The organism is Clostridium sp. 16K-1-R1 (assembly GCF_023921145.1).
GTDB lineage: Bacteria > Bacillota > Clostridia > Clostridiales > Clostridiaceae > Sarcina > Sarcina perfringens.
In genome coordinates this window covers 1,899,119-1,915,192 of the sequence record NZ_CP046515.1, presented here as the reverse complement: position 1 = coordinate 1,915,192, position 16,074 = coordinate 1,899,119, and the positions used below count along the sequence as shown (strand labels likewise).

The 16,074-nt window shown below is 28.7% G+C and carries 13 protein-coding genes; 10 read left to right on the top strand and 3 right to left on the bottom strand.

Annotated features, from left to right (window positions below; all coding sequences use genetic code 11):
- The first annotated feature begins 53 nt into the window (after positions 1-53).
- From hemC to GOM42_RS08280, 5 genes are all read left to right on the top strand, one after another.
- Complete coding sequence (gene hemC, locus GOM42_RS08300) at positions 54-929, top strand: hydroxymethylbilane synthase (RefSeq protein WP_003469084.1); 876 nt, start codon at positions 54-56, stop codon at positions 927-929.
- Between the two features lie 8 nt (positions 930-937).
- Positions 938-2,416: a uroporphyrinogen-III C-methyltransferase gene (gene cobA, locus GOM42_RS08295; RefSeq protein ID WP_049039776.1), complete on the top strand. Its 1,479-nt coding sequence runs from the start codon at positions 938-940 to the stop codon at positions 2,414-2,416.
- A 56-nt stretch (positions 2,417-2,472) separates the two neighbouring features.
- Positions 2,473-3,438: a porphobilinogen synthase gene (gene hemB / locus GOM42_RS08290; RefSeq protein ID WP_003457183.1), complete on the top strand. Its 966-nt coding sequence runs from the start codon at positions 2,473-2,475 to the stop codon at positions 3,436-3,438.
- Positions 3,439-3,495: 57 nt separating this feature from the next.
- On the top strand, positions 3,496-4,779 hold the full coding sequence (hemL, locus tag GOM42_RS08285; RefSeq protein ID WP_172456401.1) for a glutamate-1-semialdehyde 2,1-aminomutase: 1,284 nt from the start codon (positions 3,496-3,498) through the stop codon (positions 4,777-4,779).
- Positions 4,780-4,979: 200 nt separating this feature from the next.
- Positions 4,980-6,605 carry an FAD-binding protein gene (locus GOM42_RS08280; protein WP_110034712.1) on the top strand — a complete coding sequence of 542 codons (1,626 nt, stop codon included), beginning with the start codon at positions 4,980-4,982 and terminating at the stop codon, positions 6,603-6,605.
- A 157-nt stretch (positions 6,606-6,762) separates the two neighbouring features.
- On the opposite strand, the gene cls is transcribed toward GOM42_RS08280, so the two are convergent.
- Together cls and GOM42_RS08270 are read right to left on the bottom strand one after the other, a co-directional pair.
- Positions 6,763-8,193 carry a cardiolipin synthase gene (cls, locus tag GOM42_RS08275; RefSeq protein ID WP_252597644.1) on the bottom strand — a complete coding sequence of 477 codons (1,431 nt, stop codon included), beginning with the start codon at positions 8,191-8,193 and terminating at the stop codon, positions 6,763-6,765.
- 79 nt (positions 8,194-8,272) lie between these two features.
- Complete coding sequence (locus GOM42_RS08270; RefSeq protein WP_003463725.1) at positions 8,273-9,814, bottom strand: RelA/SpoT family protein; 1,542 nt, start codon at positions 9,812-9,814, stop codon at positions 8,273-8,275.
- Between the two features lie 315 nt (positions 9,815-10,129).
- Here GOM42_RS08270 and clpB point away from each other — a divergent pair, with 315 nt between their 5' ends.
- The 5 genes from clpB to GOM42_RS08245 all read left to right on the top strand — a co-directional run bounded on the left by clpB (position 10,130) and on the right by GOM42_RS08245 (position 15,707).
- The gene (clpB, locus tag GOM42_RS08265; RefSeq protein WP_011010440.1) at positions 10,130-12,730 is read left to right on the top strand and encodes an ATP-dependent chaperone ClpB; all 2,601 of its coding nucleotides are present in this window, start codon (positions 10,130-10,132) and stop codon (positions 12,728-12,730) included.
- A 237-nt stretch (positions 12,731-12,967) separates the two neighbouring features.
- Entirely contained in the window at positions 12,968-13,648 is a 681-nt protein-coding gene (locus tag GOM42_RS08260; RefSeq protein WP_003454641.1) for a DUF969 domain-containing protein, read from the top strand.
- 12 nt (positions 13,649-13,660) lie between these two features.
- Positions 13,661-14,590, top strand: a complete 930-nt coding sequence (locus GOM42_RS08255) for a DUF979 domain-containing protein (RefSeq protein WP_003454619.1) — start codon at positions 13,661-13,663, stop codon at positions 14,588-14,590.
- Positions 14,591-14,625: 35 nt separating this feature from the next.
- Entirely contained in the window at positions 14,626-15,267 is a 642-nt protein-coding gene (pcp, locus tag GOM42_RS08250) for a pyroglutamyl-peptidase I (RefSeq protein ID WP_004459427.1), read from the top strand.
- Positions 15,267-15,707, top strand: a complete 441-nt coding sequence (locus GOM42_RS08245; RefSeq protein ID WP_003475768.1) for a gamma-glutamylcyclotransferase family protein — start codon at positions 15,267-15,269, stop codon at positions 15,705-15,707. The genes pcp and GOM42_RS08245 overlap by 1 nt, the downstream gene beginning before the upstream one ends.
- A gap of 46 nt (positions 15,708-15,753) precedes the next feature.
- On the opposite strand, the gene GOM42_RS08240 is transcribed toward GOM42_RS08245, so the two are convergent.
- A complete protein-coding gene (locus tag GOM42_RS08240) occupies positions 15,754-15,936 on the bottom strand; it encodes an alpha/beta-type small acid-soluble spore protein (RefSeq protein ID WP_003454632.1) in 183 nt (60 codons plus the stop codon).
- Positions 15,937-16,074 lie beyond the last annotated feature (138 nt).

The following is a 16,074-nucleotide window of genomic DNA, read 5'->3' as shown; positions in this document are numbered from 1 at the left end:
AACAGAATTTTTTATGAAAATATAAAAATAATCAAAATGCGAGGTTTGGATTAATGGAATTAATAATAGCGACTAGAAAAAGTAAGTTAGCACAAGTGCAAACTGAAAAAGTTATGGAACTTTTAAAGGAAAAAGAAAATGTAGATAGTAAGAAGCTTTTAGTTATGACAGAAGGTGATAGAAGACTAGATGTTTCATTAAATAAAATAGGTGGCAAGGGTTTATTTGTAAAGGAAATAGAATTAGCTCTTTTAAATAAAGAAGCTCATGGAGCAGTTCATAGTATGAAAGATGTTCCTTTTGAACTTCCTAGTGAATTTGAGCTTGTTGCAATGCCCGAAAGAGAAGATATAAGAGATGCCTTTGTATCTTTAAATGGATCAACTTTATCTAACTTAAGAAAAGGAGCTAGAATCGGAACTAGCAGTATAAGACGTGCAGAGCAGTTAAAGTTATTTAGAGATGATTTAGAGATTGTTCCAATTAGAGGAAATATTCAAACTAGAATAAAAAAAATAACTGAAGAAAATTTAGATGGAATAATTTTAGCGGCAGCAGGATTAAAAAGACTTGGTATGGAAGAGGTAATAAGTGATTATTTTGATCCAAAGGTATTTTTACCTGCTATTGGTCAAGGAGCTTTAGGAATAGAGTGCTTAAAAGGTGGAGAATTTAATGACTATTTTAAAGCTTTAGATAGCAAAGAAGTTAGAACTACTGTTGAGGCTGAAAGAAGTTTTATGAAGGTATTAAACGGAGGATGTCATAGCCTTATAGGTGCTTATTCAGAGGTTAAAGATAATGACTTATATATGATAGGTACATTTACTGTAAATAATAGAATAGTTAAAAAAGATATATTAGGAAATAAAGAAGATAATATATTATTAGGAAAAAAACTTGCAGAAAAAATATTAGGAGAGGTATAGGAGGAACTATGAGTAAAAAAGCATATATAATAGGGGCAGGTCCTGGAGATGAAGAGTTATTAACACTTAAAGCAATAAATGCATTACAAAAATGCACAGCTGTCTTATATGATAGATTAGTTGGAAACAATATACTTAATTACTTAAATGATGACTGTGAGATTTACTATTGTGGAAAAGAGCCAGGATGCCATTATAAAACACAGGAAGAGATAAATGAAAGTATAGTTGAACTTGCTAAAAAAGGTCATGTTGTTGGTAGAGTAAAAGGCGGAGATCCATATGTTTTTGGAAGAGGTGGAGAAGAAGTATTAGCCTTAGTAGAAGAAAACATACCTTTTGAAGTTATTCCAGGGGTTACTTCACCTATTTCTGTTTTGAATTATGCAGGAATACCAATAACACATAGAGGATTAGCACAGAGTTTTCATATTGTAACAGGAATGTCAGCAAGAACTTTAAATGTAAATTGGAAAGCACTATCAAAAGAAAATGGAACCTTAGTATTTATGATGGGACTTTCAAATTTAGAGACAATTGTTGAGAAACTTTTAGAAAATGGTAAAGATATAGAAACTCCTTGTGGAGTAGTAATGAGAGGAACAACTTCAAAGCAAAGAAAGGTTATTGGAACATTAGAAAATATATGTAAAAAGGTTAGAGAAGCTAAGTTAGAGTCACCTTGTATAATAGTTGTTGGAGATGTTGTCTCATTAAATGAAAAACTTTCATGGTATGAAAATTTACCTCTATTTGGAGCTAATATTTGCTTAACAAGATCTAAGGAACAATCTAAAGAGATTAAGTGGAAATTAAAAGAGTTAGGTGCAGAAGTAACAGAAATAAACTCTATAAAAATAAAAGAAACTGCAGAAAATTTAGATGAATATATTAATACTTTAGAAAAATATGATCATATAGTATTTACTTCAGTAAATGCTGTTAATATATTCTTTGATTATTTAGTAAAAAATAGAGTTGATATAAGAAAAATAAAAGCAGATTTTGCTGTACTAGGAAAAGCAACTAAAAAAGCTTTAATATCTAGAGGTATTGTGCCAAGCATAATGGCTCATTCATTTACAGCAGAAGGTTTATTTGAAGTTTTAAAAGATAATATTAAAGAAGGAGAAGAAGTATTAATTCCATGTTCTTCTTTAAGTAGAGAATATTTGTTTGATAATTTAGCTTCTTTAGGAGCAAAATGTCATAGAGTTAATATTTATGATACTGTATGCGGAGATGTTAAAAATCCAAGAGCTTTCAAGGAAGTTGATATGGTATTATACACAAGTCCTTCAACGGTTAAAAACATGATTGATATGATTGGACTTGAAGCTCTTAAAGAGAAAGTAAGCATAGCTATAGGACCTATAACCTTAAAAGCTTTAAATGAAAGTGGAATTGAAGGAAAAATGTGCAAAACACATTGTGGAGATGGATTTTTAAGTGAAATTGAGGGGATATGGCAAGAGGTTAAAAAATAAATTTGTGGTAAAATTAATTTTATAGGCAAATTACAAACAAATTAGGAGGAAAGATTATGATAAAGAGAGGAAGAAGACTTAGAATAAATAAGGAAATGAGAGACCTTGTTAGAGAAAATATTTTAACAGCAAATGATTTTATATTTCCTATATTTGTAGTTGAAGGAAACAACATAAAAAAGGAGATAAGTTCTCTACCAGGAAACTATCATGTATCTTTAGATAGATTAAATGAAATAGTTGATGAAGTGGTAGCTTTAAATATAAAAGGTGTAATCATATTTGGTCTTCCAGAACATAAAGATGCTTGTGGATCAGAGGCATATTCTGATAATGGAATTGTTCAAAAGGCTATTAGAAAATTAAGAGAAGATTATGAGAACTTATTAGTAATAACTGATGTTTGTATGTGTGAATATACTAGTCATGGTCATTGTGGAATAATAGAAGGAAAAGATGTAGATAATGACAAAACTTTAAGTTTCTTAGATAAAATAGCAGTTTCACACGCTAAGGCTGGTGCTCATATGGTAGCTCCTTCAGATATGATGGATGGAAGAATATTATCTATGAGAAATGCTTTAGATGAAGCTGGATTTGTTAATGTTGGAATAATGAGTTATTCTGCAAAATATTGCTCAGCTTTCTATGGACCTTTCAGAGAAGCTGCTAATTCAGCACCACAATTTGGAGATAGAAAAACTTATCAAATGGATCCTGCAAACTCAAGAGAAGCCATAAAAGAAGTAGAGCAAGACATAGAAGAGGGTGCAGATATAGTTATGGTTAAACCTGCCTTATCATATTTAGATATTGTTAAGGAAGTAAGAAATAAAGTAGATGTACCAGTTTGTGTTTATAATGTAAGTGGTGAATTTGCTATGGTTAAGGCAGCAGCTAAACTTGGACTTATAAATGAAAAACAAGTAGCTTTAGAAATGCTTTTATCAATGAAAAGAGCAGGGGCAGATATGATAATAACTTATTATGCTATAGAAGCTGCTAAATGGTTACAAGAATAGTTTAAGACTATAATATAATGAAAAAAATATTTGCTTAACAATCTTATAGTTAGGAGAATGAATATGGACAGAAATAAAGAAATATTTGAAGAATCAAAAAAATATATGCCAGGTGGGGTTAATAGTCCTGTAAGATCTTTTGGAAGTGTTGGAATAAATCCTCCAGTAATAAAAAGTGGTAAAGGAGCTATGATAAAGGACGAGAATGGAAATGAATATATTGACTTTGTTTTAGCTTGGGGACCAATGATATTAGGTCATTGTGACGAAGATGTAGTAGAAGCAATAAAGAAAACTTCAGAGGAAAGTATAGCCTTTGGTGCTTCAACAAAATTAGAATTAGACTTAGCTAAGCTTTTATGTGAAACATTAGACAATGTCGACATGATAAGAATGGTAAACTCAGGTACAGAGGCTACTATGAGTGCTGTAAAGTTAGCAAGAGGATACACAAAGAAAGATAAAATAATTAAGTTTGCAGGATGCTATCATGGACACTTTGATGGATTCTTAATAGAAGCTGGATCAGGAGTATTAACAGAAGGAATTCCAGGATGCTTAGGTGTTCCAGAGGAAAGTATAAAGAATACTTTAATAGGAATATACAATGATGAGAAGCAAGTTGAAGAATTATTTGAAAAGTACGGAAATGATATTGCTGGAATAATAATAGAGCCAGTTGCTGGAAATATGGGTGTTGTTAAATGTGATCCTAAGTTTATGAGAAAACTTAGAGAATTATGTGACAAATATGGAGCACTTCTTATATTTGATGAAGTTATGTGTGGATTTAGAGTAGCATATAAAGGAGCACAAACTTTATTTGATGTTAAGCCAGATTTAGTTACTTATGCTAAAATAATGGGTGGTGGACTACCTTGTGGAGCATATGGTGGAAGAAGAGAGATAATGGAAAACTTATCACCACTAGGTGGAGTTTACCAAGCTGGAACAATGTCAGGAAATCCAATAGTAATGAGTGCAGGACTTGCAACAGTTAAAAAACTTTATGAAAATCCATCATACTATAATCATATTGAAAAAATAGGATCAAAACTTGAAAAGGGAGTTCTTGAAATAGCAAAGAAAAAAGGTTTAGGTCTTGTTGTTAATAGACAAGGTGGCATGATGACTTTATTCTTTACTGATTTAAAAGAAGTTAAATGTTATGATGATGTAAAAACTTGTGATGGAGAAAGATTTAAGAGATACTTCTTACATATGTTAAACAAAGGATTTAATATACCACCATCACAATTTGAAGCAATGTTCTTAAGTGTAAAACATACAGAAGAACATATAGATAAATTCTTAGAAGCTTTTGAAAGTTTTGAAGGATAATAAAATTTAAAAAGTTTTAAATCAATGCTGATTTTTAGGTATATATTTAAGAAAAGACTTAATTTAATAGGAAGCTTTATTACAAATTTAATATACTTATATGTTTTTGTATTAGAAATTTTCTTCTTAATTAAGATATTTATATACCTATAAATCAGCTTTAATTTTATAATTGGAAATTTTAATTAGGTGGGGTATTTATGAGAGAAAGAGTTAGATTAAAAAAAGACAAAGAATGTGATGTTTTTGTAATGGGAGCTGGAATTGCAGGAATTATGGCAGCAATTGAAGCCTCTAATAATGGTCAAAAGGTAATAATCTCAAGTAGTTCAAATATCTTTTCAGGGTCAAGCTTTTATCCTGGTACATGGGGCTTAGGTTTAATAGGACCAGAGGATAGAAACGATGAAGAGGATTTAGCTAAGACAATTAAAGAAGTTGGGTGCAATGTTGTAGATGAGGAATTAGTAGAAACCTTTGTTAAAAATATTAATCCAAGTATAGATTTATTAAAAGAAATGGGTGTTAAGCTTAAAGAAGCTAATAATTCAGGAGAAAAAGAATTTATTCCATGTTTTGATCATAAAAATAGAAATTGGAATGGTATTTTATTTGAAAGTGCAAAAAAAGTTTTAGACCATAAGTTAAAGAGCAATGAAGTTTTGGAATATCCTTTTTCAGAGGTAATTGAAATAGTAAAGGAAGATAATAAGATTATAGGTGTAATACTTATTAACAGTTTAAATAAGCTTGAGTTTATAAAATGTAAAGCGCTTGTAATTGCCTCAGGAGGTATAGGTGGTTTATTTAAATATAGGTTAAATACTACAGATATAACAGGTATGGGACAAGCTTTAGCCTTAAAAGTTGGGTGTAACTTAACAAATATAGAATTTATGCAAATGATGCCGGGATATATAAAGCCCTGTCCAAAAACTATATTTAATGAGAAAACCTTTAAATATATAGAAGCTAAGAATGAAGATGGAGAAGATGTATTTAAAGGTATAGAAAACCTAAGAGAAAAGCTTGAAAAAAGATCAACTTATGGGCCTTTTACTTCAAGATTAGACTCTAAGGATATTGACTATGCTATATTTAAAGAGTTTATGAAAAATAAAAATGGAGTTACTGTTAGATATAAAGATAGTTTAAAGAATAATATGCCAGAGTTTATTGAAGTTTATTTTAAATGGTTAAAGGAAAATAAATATCTTACCCCAGATGATGAAATAAATATTGGAATATTCTTTCATGCAGCCAATGGAGGAATTAGCATAAATAAAAAAGCAGAAACAAAGGTAGATGGATTATTTGCAGCTGGAGAATGTACAGGTGGTATGCATGGTGCAGACAGAATAGGGGGATTATCTACAGCAAATGGTCTTGTTTTTGGTAAAATAGCTGGAGAAAGTGCTAGTAGATATGCTTCTAGTAAAAGTTTAAGTGAAAAAGAAGAAGTAGAATTTGCACTTTATGAAATAGAAGGAGCAGAGGAGCTTATTTTAGAAGTTCAAGAAATTATGTTTAAAAATGCAATGATAGAAAAAAGTGAAGTAGGTGTTAAAAATTCACTTTTAAAATTAGAGGAAATATCTAAGGGGTTTGTATATAAGAAAGAAGTAAATATGGAGAATTTAAGAAATTCATATAGACTAGAAAACAATATATTGTTATGCAAGGCTATATTAAAAGCAATTGACCTTAGAAAAGAAAGTAGAGGTTCTCATTATAGATATGATTATCCAAAGGCAAATAAAAACATGGATAAGATGATAATGGTGGAGTTAGGTGATGATATTAAAGCTTATTTTAAAGAAAATTAGAATTACTATAAATAATAAAATTCTAATAGATTATTAAGATAGCCTTTTATATCTAGAAATCAATATTATTTTGAAATAGTGGTTAATTAATATAATTTAAAGTTTTGTAATTTATTATTAATAAAAAATACAGTGTATTATCATACACTGTATTTTTCTACATTAAAGGAGATACTAATCTTATTATGGATTCTCCAATTCGTGATATAATAGATCGTTTTTCAAAACTTTCAAGGGTCACTTTAGTACACACCTTTAGGTCTTTAAAGAATTGCTCTTCCATAGATTTTGAAATAGCTTCATTATATATAAATATATTGCTTTCAAAGTTTAAAGAAAAGCTTCTTATATCCATGTTAGCTGTTCCTACACTACATATAGAAGAGTCTGCCACTATGGTTTTAGCGTGAAGAAAGCCCTTTTCATATAAGTAGATCTTTGCACCAGCATTTAATAAGGATTCAAAATAAGAGTTTGCTATCCATCCCATAAATTTATGATCAGGATTACCAGGTAGCATTATTTTTACATCAACTCCAGATAAGGCAGCAAGTCTTAAAGCTTCAAGCATAGGTTCATCAGGGACAAAATAAGGAGTTTGTATGAAAAGATTTTTCTTAGCTGAATTTATAATTTTAAAATATCCATTTTTTATTTGTTGTTCAGTATGGTCAGGACCAGAGGAAACTATTTGAGCTCCAATAATCTTCTTTGGCAAATCAGTTGAATGAGGATTTATAAAATATTTTTTTAAATCTATGTCTAAATCTGATTCATTAGCATAACTCCAATCTAAAAGGAATCTTCCTTCTAGATCATTAATAGCAAGGCCCTTTATTTTAGTATGAGTATCACGCCAATGACCAATATTTTTATCTTTTCCAAGATATTCATCACCTATATTAAATCCACCTAAAAAAGCTACTTTGCTATCTATAATAAGTATCTTTCTATGACTTCTATAGTTAATTCTTAAGTTTATATATTTGCAAAAGCCAGGAAAAAATATTTTAAAATCTCCACCAGCTGCCTTTAATTTATCTATATCTTTTTTGTGTATAGAGTTACCAATAGAATCTACTAGTAATTTTACTTCAACACCTTCTTTAGCTTTCTTAGTTAAGGCTTGTAAGATTTTTTTGCCTATTTCGTCGCTTTTAAAAATATAAAATTCCATATGAATAAATTTTTCGGCTTTATTTATTTCATCAATCATTTCTTCAAAAAGACTATTAGCATCAAAATATAAATCTATATCATTACGTTGAGTGTAGGTTGAGTTGTCATTATTAAAGTTCATCATTATTAAGTCTTTATATTTTAAAGAAATATTATCTAATTTGTAGTGAGACTTAAATGAATTTAAATATTTTTGTTTTGTCTTGTCATCTAGAATTTTTCTTTTAAAGTTTTTTTCACGGGTAATATTTTGACCAAATAAAATGTAGATTATAAATCCTAATATGGGTAGAAAGGTTAATATTAAAATCCAAGCCCAAGTAGTTTGGGGATTTCTTCTTTCAATGAAGATTATGGAAATGATAAATACAATATTTATTAAAAATATCATATTTATAAATAAATGCATAATAATTCCTCCTTTGTATTTAGAAAGGTTTATCAGTCTAAATTTTTTTAATATATATTAGACTGATAAACTAAAAATGTTACCTTATATATATTTGTTCTAAAAGTTCAATTATGTTGACTTTACAATTTTCAGGGGTAGAGGCTAATAGCTTTATTCCCTTATAGCTTATTCTAAGTTTACATTTGCTATTTTTAAGCTCACTAGCAAACTCTAATATGGAACTCTTATCTAAATCCATATTAAAGGAACTTAATATAGTAAGATAAAGATACTCTGTGTAAAGATGTTTATGACTTACATAATTTTCATAAGAATCTATGCCTTCACATAGGAATTTAACATAATCGTCTATATGATTAAATATTTCAGAAAGTTTATCCCTATAAATAAATTTTATAGAGTCAATTTCTAAGAATGCCTTATTTAAAGAAGATAAAATATCTTCTTTTATTATTGATACCTCTTCAGCTGAAAAAGTTAAATAAAGATTTAAATAGGAATCTCTATTAGAAAAAATAGTCTCTAAGTATCTTATAAAGGAATAAAAATCTTCTCTATTGTTACCAGGTTCTATTTGAAATAATATTTTAAAGAACAAGTTCCAATGAAAATCATAATTCATAGCATGGGCTAGTTTATTTCCAATTGAATTAGAAAATTCTGAGTCAAAACATAAGGGCTCAGCACCTATAGATAATTTGTTTTTAAAAGATATGGAATCCTTAAAAACTTCGTTTAATCTTACTGAGGTATTTACAAAAGTATTATAATATTCTTGAGAAGTATTACAATTATTTTTAGTAAATATGTAATCTATTATTATGTCACAGGCATTTCTAAAATCAACAGATATACCTAAATCATGTTTTACTTTAGAAGAGTATATATCATATATCATTTTAGAAAGTAAAATTTCAATACCTTCCTTCTTTAATCCAACCCCATTAGAATTATCCATATGAGAATTAACATGGTTAAATATAGTTAGAAGTTGATTATCGATTAAACATAAATTGTTTTTAATAGAATTAAGTATATTCTTATAAAATTTATCCCCTAAAATCATATTATAGTTTTTATATATTATCTTATGTTCAATTTCACCCCAAAAATTATTTACCATAGATTTTATTTGAAGTTCAAAATTAAACTTTTCTTCTTCATTTAGAATAAAACCATCTATTCTATATAATTCAAAACCATTTTTTTGTTTTAAGGGTTGATGTTCTCTAAGGTCTAAAAATATATTTGGATTTTGTGATGAGTAAGAAAATCCATCTTTATTAGTGCAATTAAATATTGTTCTTATAAATTTAAATATATGTTCCTCATCTTCTATAAATCTACATTCTATTCTGACACCTATTAAATCAGATAGGTTTCTAAATAAATCCGTAGGGGAATCATATTTTATGTAATAATTATGTCTTATTATTTTCTCTTTTAAACTAGAAGCTGATTTTACTCTAGTTGATATATTAAAAAATCCTTCACAAGAGTTCTCTAGTAGGGAGTAGAAAAAATCATCAAGCAGATTTGCACTATAGGCTAAATCTTTTTTCATCTCCTTAAGTAATTCTAAAGTACCTTTTGTAAATTCAAAAACTTTTAATTCCAAATTTAAAACACCGTCCTTGTTAGTTTATAAATAAAGTCAGTATATTTTAATAATACCAACATATAGTAAGTATAACAATAGAGGAATTTTAAATAATAATATATATAAGTGCTTTTATAAAAATGAATAATTTGTTAATAAAATCTCCTTAGAATTAAATATTAATTATATAAATGATTTATTAATAATAAATTATAAGAAAAAAACAGTAGTAATTAATAAATTCTGAAAGTGAAAAATAGACTTTGACTTTCTTTGACTTTTATAGTATTATAATTACATGAGATACAAAAAAGAGAATATTGAGGTGATAAAATGAATGCAGATAAAATGACATTAAGAGTACAACAAAGCTTAAATGATGCTTATGAAATAGCAGTTAAATATAATAATCAACAATTAGATATAATTCACTTATTTTCAGCATTAGTAAATCAAAAAGATGGTTTAATTCCTAATATATTTGAAAAAATGGGTGTTAATATAGATTCATTAAAAAGAGACATTCATGTTCAAATAGATAGAATGCCTAAGGTTTTAGGAGAAGCGGCACAATCATCAGGGGTTACTGCTACAAGAAGAATAAATGAAGTATTAATAAAGGCAGAAGAAATTTCAAAACAATTTGAAGATTCATATATAAGTGTTGAGCATGTAATGCTTGCAATGATAGATATAGATAAAAATGGAGCTGTAGGAGAAATTTTAAGAAAAAATAACATAACTAAAGATGGATTCCTAAAGGTTTTAAATGAAGTTAGAGGAAGTCAAAGAGTAGATTCACAAGATCCAGAAGGAACTTATGAAGCTTTAGATAAATACGGTACTAATTTAATAGAACTTGTAAAACAACATAAATTAGATCCTGTTATAGGAAGAGATGAAGAAATAAGAAGAGCTGTTAGAATTCTTTCAAGAAAAACTAAGAACAATCCAATACTAATAGGAGAACCTGGAGTTGGTAAAACTGCTATAGTTGAAGGATTAGCAGAAAGAATTGTAAGAGGAGATGTGCCAGAAGGACTAAAGGATAAGGTAATTATCTCATTAGATATGGGTGCATTAATAGCTGGTGCTAAATATAGAGGAGAATTTGAAGAAAGATTAAAAGCTGTTTTAAAAGAAGTTCAAAGTTCAGAAGGAAAAATACTTTTATTCATAGATGAAATTCATACAATTGTAGGCGCTGGTAAAACAGATGGTGCAATGGATGCAGGAAACTTAATTAAACCAATGCTTGCAAGAGGAGAACTTCATTGCATAGGAGCTACAACTTTTGATGAATATAGACAATATATAGAAAAGGATAAAGCTCTAGAAAGAAGATTCCAACCTGTAATAGTTGAAGAACCAACAGTTGAAGAAACTGTATCTATTTTAAGAGGATTAAAAGAAAGATTTGAAATTCACCATGGAATTAGAATCCATGACTCAGCAATAGTAGCTGCTGCAAAACTTTCTCATAGATATATTCAAGATAGATATTTACCAGATAAGGCTATAGATTTAATAGATGAAGCTGGTGCTATGATAAGAAGTGAAATAGATTCTCTTCCAACTGAATTGGATATTATAAGAAGAAAGATCTTAATGCTTGAAACTGAAAAGGAAGCTTTATCAAAAGAAAATGATGATGCATCTAAGGAAAGATTAGTTGCCTTAGAAAAAGAGCTTGCAGAGCTTCAAGATAAAAATGATGAGATGACAATTAAATATGAAAAAGAAAAATCTCATATTTCAGCAGTTAGGGACTTAAAGGCTGAATTAGATGAAGCAAGAGGATTAGCTGAAAAATATGAAAGAGAATATGATTTAAATAAAGTTGCAGAACTTAAATATGGAAAAATTCCAGAGCTTGAACGTAAAATAAAAGAACAAGAAGCAAGTATGGAAAAAGATAATGAAAATGCTTTATTAAAAGAAGAGGTTACTGAAAATGAAATTTCAGAAATAATCTCAAAATGGACTGGAATTCCTGTTACAAAACTAGTTGAAAGTGAAAGAGAAAAACTTTTAAGACTAGAAGAAGAATTAAGAGAAAGAGTAATAGGTCAAGATGAGGCTACAACTGCAGTTGCTAATGCTGTAATAAGAGCAAGAGCAGGTCTTAAAGATGAAAGAAAACCAATAGGATCATTTATATTCTTAGGACCTACTGGAGTTGGTAAAACAGAACTTGCAAAAACTTTAGCTAGAAATTTATTTGATAGTGAAGACAATATAGTAAGAATAGATATGTCTGAATATATGGAAAAACATGCAGTATCTAGATTAATAGGACCTCCTCCAGGATATGTAGGATATGAAGAAGGGGGACAATTAACAGAGGCTGTTAGAAGAAACCCATATTCAGTAATATTATTTGATGAAATAGAAAAAGCACATGATGATGTATTTAACTTATTCCTTCAAATATTAGATGATGGTAGATTAACAGATAATAAAGGTAAAACTGTTGATTTCAAAAACACTATAATAATTATGACTTCTAATATAGGTAGTGGATACTTATTAGAAAATAAATCTGGTGAAGGTATAGAAGATGATATTAGAGAAAATGTTATGAATGAAATGAAGTTAAGATTCAAACCAGAATTCTTAAACAGAGTAGATGATATCATAATGTTTAGACCTTTAAGCAGTGAAGGAATTAAGAAAATAATAGATATCTTCTTAAGAGATGTTGAAAATAGATTAAGAGAAAGAAATATAACTCTTGAAGTTACTGATAGAGCTAAGGAAATATTAGCTGAAGAAGGATATGATCCAGTATATGGAGCTAGACCATTAAAGAGATATATAAGTAATGTCTTAGAAACTGAAATAGCTAAGAAGATAATTGCAGGAGAAATTTATGATGGATCTGTTGCTTTAATAGATGGAGTAGATGGAAAAATTATAGTTTCTAGAAAATAAAATATAATAAATTTATAAGGACCATAGGTTTAATTAAATCTATGGTCCTTATTTTTATGAAATTTTAAATATATTTTTAATAAAATGATAACAAAAAACAAATTAATAATGAAAACATTTTAAATTTATAAAATTTTAATAAAAAACTGTAGAAAATTGAAAATTTTATGGTTATAATAATTTTAAAATACGAAAATAGTAAAGATGAAATTTATAACTTGAAAAGGAGAGATAAAAGTGGAACTGATAGGAATAGTAATAGTAATAATAGGATTTGCACTTAAATTTGATACTATAGCAGTTGTATTAGTAGCAGGACTATCAACTGGATTAGTAGCACATATGAGTTTGTATGAAATATTAGAAAAATTAGGATCAACCTTTGTAAGCCAAAGACACATGACATTATTTATATTAACTTTACCTGTAATAGGTATGTGTGAAAGATTTGGTTTAAAAGAGAGAGCTATAACCTTAATAAAGAATATGAAAAATATGTCAACTGGAAAGCTTTTAAGTTGCTATTTATTTATTAGAGAAGTTGGGGCTGCAGTTTCACTAAGATTAAGTGGACAAGCACAATTTATAAGACCACTTATAAACCCAATGGCTCAAGGAGCAGCTGTCAGTAAATATGGAGAATTAGATGATAAAAATGAAGATTTAATAAAGGGAACAGCAGCTGCAATGGACAACTATGGAAACTTCTTTGGACAAAATGTATTCTTAGCAAGTTCAGGAGTTCTTTTAATAGCAGGAACCTTAGAAGAACTAGGATATGGAGTTAATGCTTTAGATATAGCAAAAGCTTCAGTTCCAATAGCTATAATAGCTTTAATATTAGGAGTATTACAAAATAGATTATTAGATAAAAGGTTAAGTAGAAACCTATCAAAGAACAAAGAAGAGATAAAATAGGGGTGATAATTAATGAATATGCAGATGATTTCTAATGTATTGCTTGAAATCTTTTATATAATAGTAGGACTTTTAATGTTAAATACTGCAATTGATACATTAAAAGACCAGGAACATAAAACTAGAATAGGAACGGCAATCTTTTGGACTATATTGTCAATCATATTTATAGCAGGAGGAGCTATTCCACCTGTAGTAGTAGGGGCATTGCTTTTAGTTATAGGAGTATTAACTGCAAGCAAACAAGTAAATATAGGAAACCTAAAAATGCCTAATGTAGATTTTGCAGAAATGCAAGCTAAAAAGTTAAAGAATAAGATTTTTTTACCTTCAATTGTAATAGCAGTTGGATCTTTAGTTATTGCACAATTTACAAGTTTATCAGGAACTGTTGCCATAGGTATAGCTTCTGTGGCAGCTGTAATAACAACTTTCTTAGTATTAAAAGCTAAACCAAAGCATTTAGTAGAGGATAGTAACAGAATGGTTCAATCAGTTGGATCTACAAGTATATTACCTCAACTTTTAGCAGCCTTAGGAACAGTGTTTACTGCAGCGGGAGTAGGAGATGTTATATCATCAGGTATATCTAATTTTATTCCTGAAGGAAACATATTAGCAGGTGTAATAGCTTACTGTGTAGGAATGGCAGTATTCACTATGATAATGGGAAATGCCTTTGCAGCCTTCTCAGTTATAACTGTGGGAATAGGATTACCATTTGTATTTGCTCAAGGAGCTAATGTAGCCATAGCAGGAGCTTTAGCTCTAACTGCAGGGTATTGTGGAACATTATTAACCCCAATGGCAGCAAACTTTAACGTTATGCCAGCGGCCTTATTAGAGACAAAAGATAAGAATGTGGTTATGAAATGTCAAAGTTTATTTGCTATAATTTTATTAGTTATACATATAGCTTTAATGTATTTCTTAGCATTTTAATTAACTAGGTATTAGAAAGTAAGGAGTGTATGAGAATGAAAGTATTAATTACAGGATTTGATCCCTTTGGAGGAGAAAGTATAAACCCAGCTTTAGAAGCTGTTAAAATGATACCAGAAAATATAGAAGGAGCTCAGGTTATTAAATTAGAAATACCTACAGTTTTTAGAAAGTCTCTTGAAAAAATAGAAGAAAAAATAGAGGAAATTAATCCAGATGTAGTTATTTCTATAGGACAAGCTGGAGGAAGATTTGGTATAACTCCAGAAAGAGTAGCTATAAATATGGATGATGCGAGAATAGAGGATAATGAAGGAAATCAACCAATAGATATTTCTATATATGAAGATGGAGAAAGTGCATACTTTAGTAATTTACCTATAAAAGCAATGGTTAAGGAAATGGTTGATAATGGAATACCTGCATCAGTTTCTAACACAGCTGGAACTTTTGTTTGTAACCATGTTATGTATGGAGTTTTATACTTAGTAAATAAAAAGTATAAAAATATAAGAGCTGGATTTATACATGTACCTTATATTCCAGCACAAGTTGTAAATAAACCTAATACACCTTCTATGTCTATTAATGATATAGCAAAAGGATTAGAACTTAGTATAAAGGCTATAGTTTTAAATGATAATGATATTAAAACTGTAGGAGGAGCTGTTTGTTAATGTTAGAACCTAAGGTTAAAAGAAAAATCTTTGTTTATGGAAGTTTGAGAACAGGATTTTTCAATTATGAAAAATACTTAAAAGGGAAAGTTATAAAAAGTGAATTAGGAAGGGTAAAGGGAACTTTATATCATATGCCTAAAAAAGGATATCCTGCTTTAATTGAAGGGGATGGATTTGTATATGGAGAAGTTATGACTATTCTTGATTACGAAAATGTTATAAATGCTATGGATCTTATGGAAGGATACTTAGGAGTTAATAACAAAAATAATGAATATAATAGAATTGAGATGGATGTTGAAATCTTAGGAAAGAAATCTTCTGAAAAATGTTATGTTTATTATTATGGAATGAATGATAAAGATGACTTTGAAAATAACAGTATATTAATACAGGATGGAAATTGGAGAAACTTTATGCTTAAAAAAGTTTCTTAAAGTAAAAAATAAGAGGTAAGAAAATTCTTACCTCTTATTTTTGTTATTATTTCATTGATTGTTCGTATTTTTCTACCATTCTTTTAACCATTTCTCCACCAACGCTTCCGCATTGTCTTGAGCTAAGGTCTCCGTTATAATCTGAGAATGGTACTCCCATTTCATTTGCTACCTCATTTTTGAATTTTGATAAACCGTTTTTTGCTTCTGGAACTAAATGTTGTGACATTTTGAATTCCTCCTTTAAGTTTAATAAGATTTTTTTGAAAGGTTAAGTTTTTCTTTTCCTTTCAATATTATGATGTGCAGAATTGGATTTAATAATCTATAAACTTATATCCAATATAGGATTAAAAATCACATTATG

Coding starts and splice junctions, on each gene's coding strand:
- hemC (WP_003469084.1), top strand. CDS start 54: ATGGAATTAATAATAGCGACTAGAAAAAGTAAGTTAGCACAAGTGCAA.
- cobA (WP_049039776.1), top strand. CDS start 938: ATGAGTAAAAAAGCATATATAATAGGGGCAGGTCCTGGAGATGAAGAG.
- hemB (WP_003457183.1), top strand. CDS start 2,473: ATGATAAAGAGAGGAAGAAGACTTAGAATAAATAAGGAAATGAGAGAC.
- hemL (WP_172456401.1), top strand. CDS start 3,496: ATGAATATGGACAGAAATAAAGAAATATTTGAAGAATCAAAAAAATAT.
- GOM42_RS08280 (WP_110034712.1), top strand. CDS start 4,980: ATGAGAGAAAGAGTTAGATTAAAAAAAGACAAAGAATGTGATGTTTTT.
- cls (WP_252597644.1), bottom strand. CDS start 8,193: ATGCATTTATTTATAAATATGATATTTTTAATAAATATTGTATTTATC.
- clpB (WP_011010440.1), top strand. CDS start 10,130: ATGAATGCAGATAAAATGACATTAAGAGTACAACAAAGCTTAAATGAT.
- GOM42_RS08255 (WP_003454619.1), top strand. CDS start 13,661: ATGAATATGCAGATGATTTCTAATGTATTGCTTGAAATCTTTTATATA.
- pcp (WP_004459427.1), top strand. CDS start 14,626: ATGAAAGTATTAATTACAGGATTTGATCCCTTTGGAGGAGAAAGTATA.
- GOM42_RS08245 (WP_003475768.1), top strand. CDS start 15,267: ATGTTAGAACCTAAGGTTAAAAGAAAAATCTTTGTTTATGGAAGTTTG.
- GOM42_RS08240 (WP_003454632.1), bottom strand. CDS start 15,936: ATGTCACAACATTTAGTTCCAGAAGCAAAAAACGGTTTATCAAAATTC.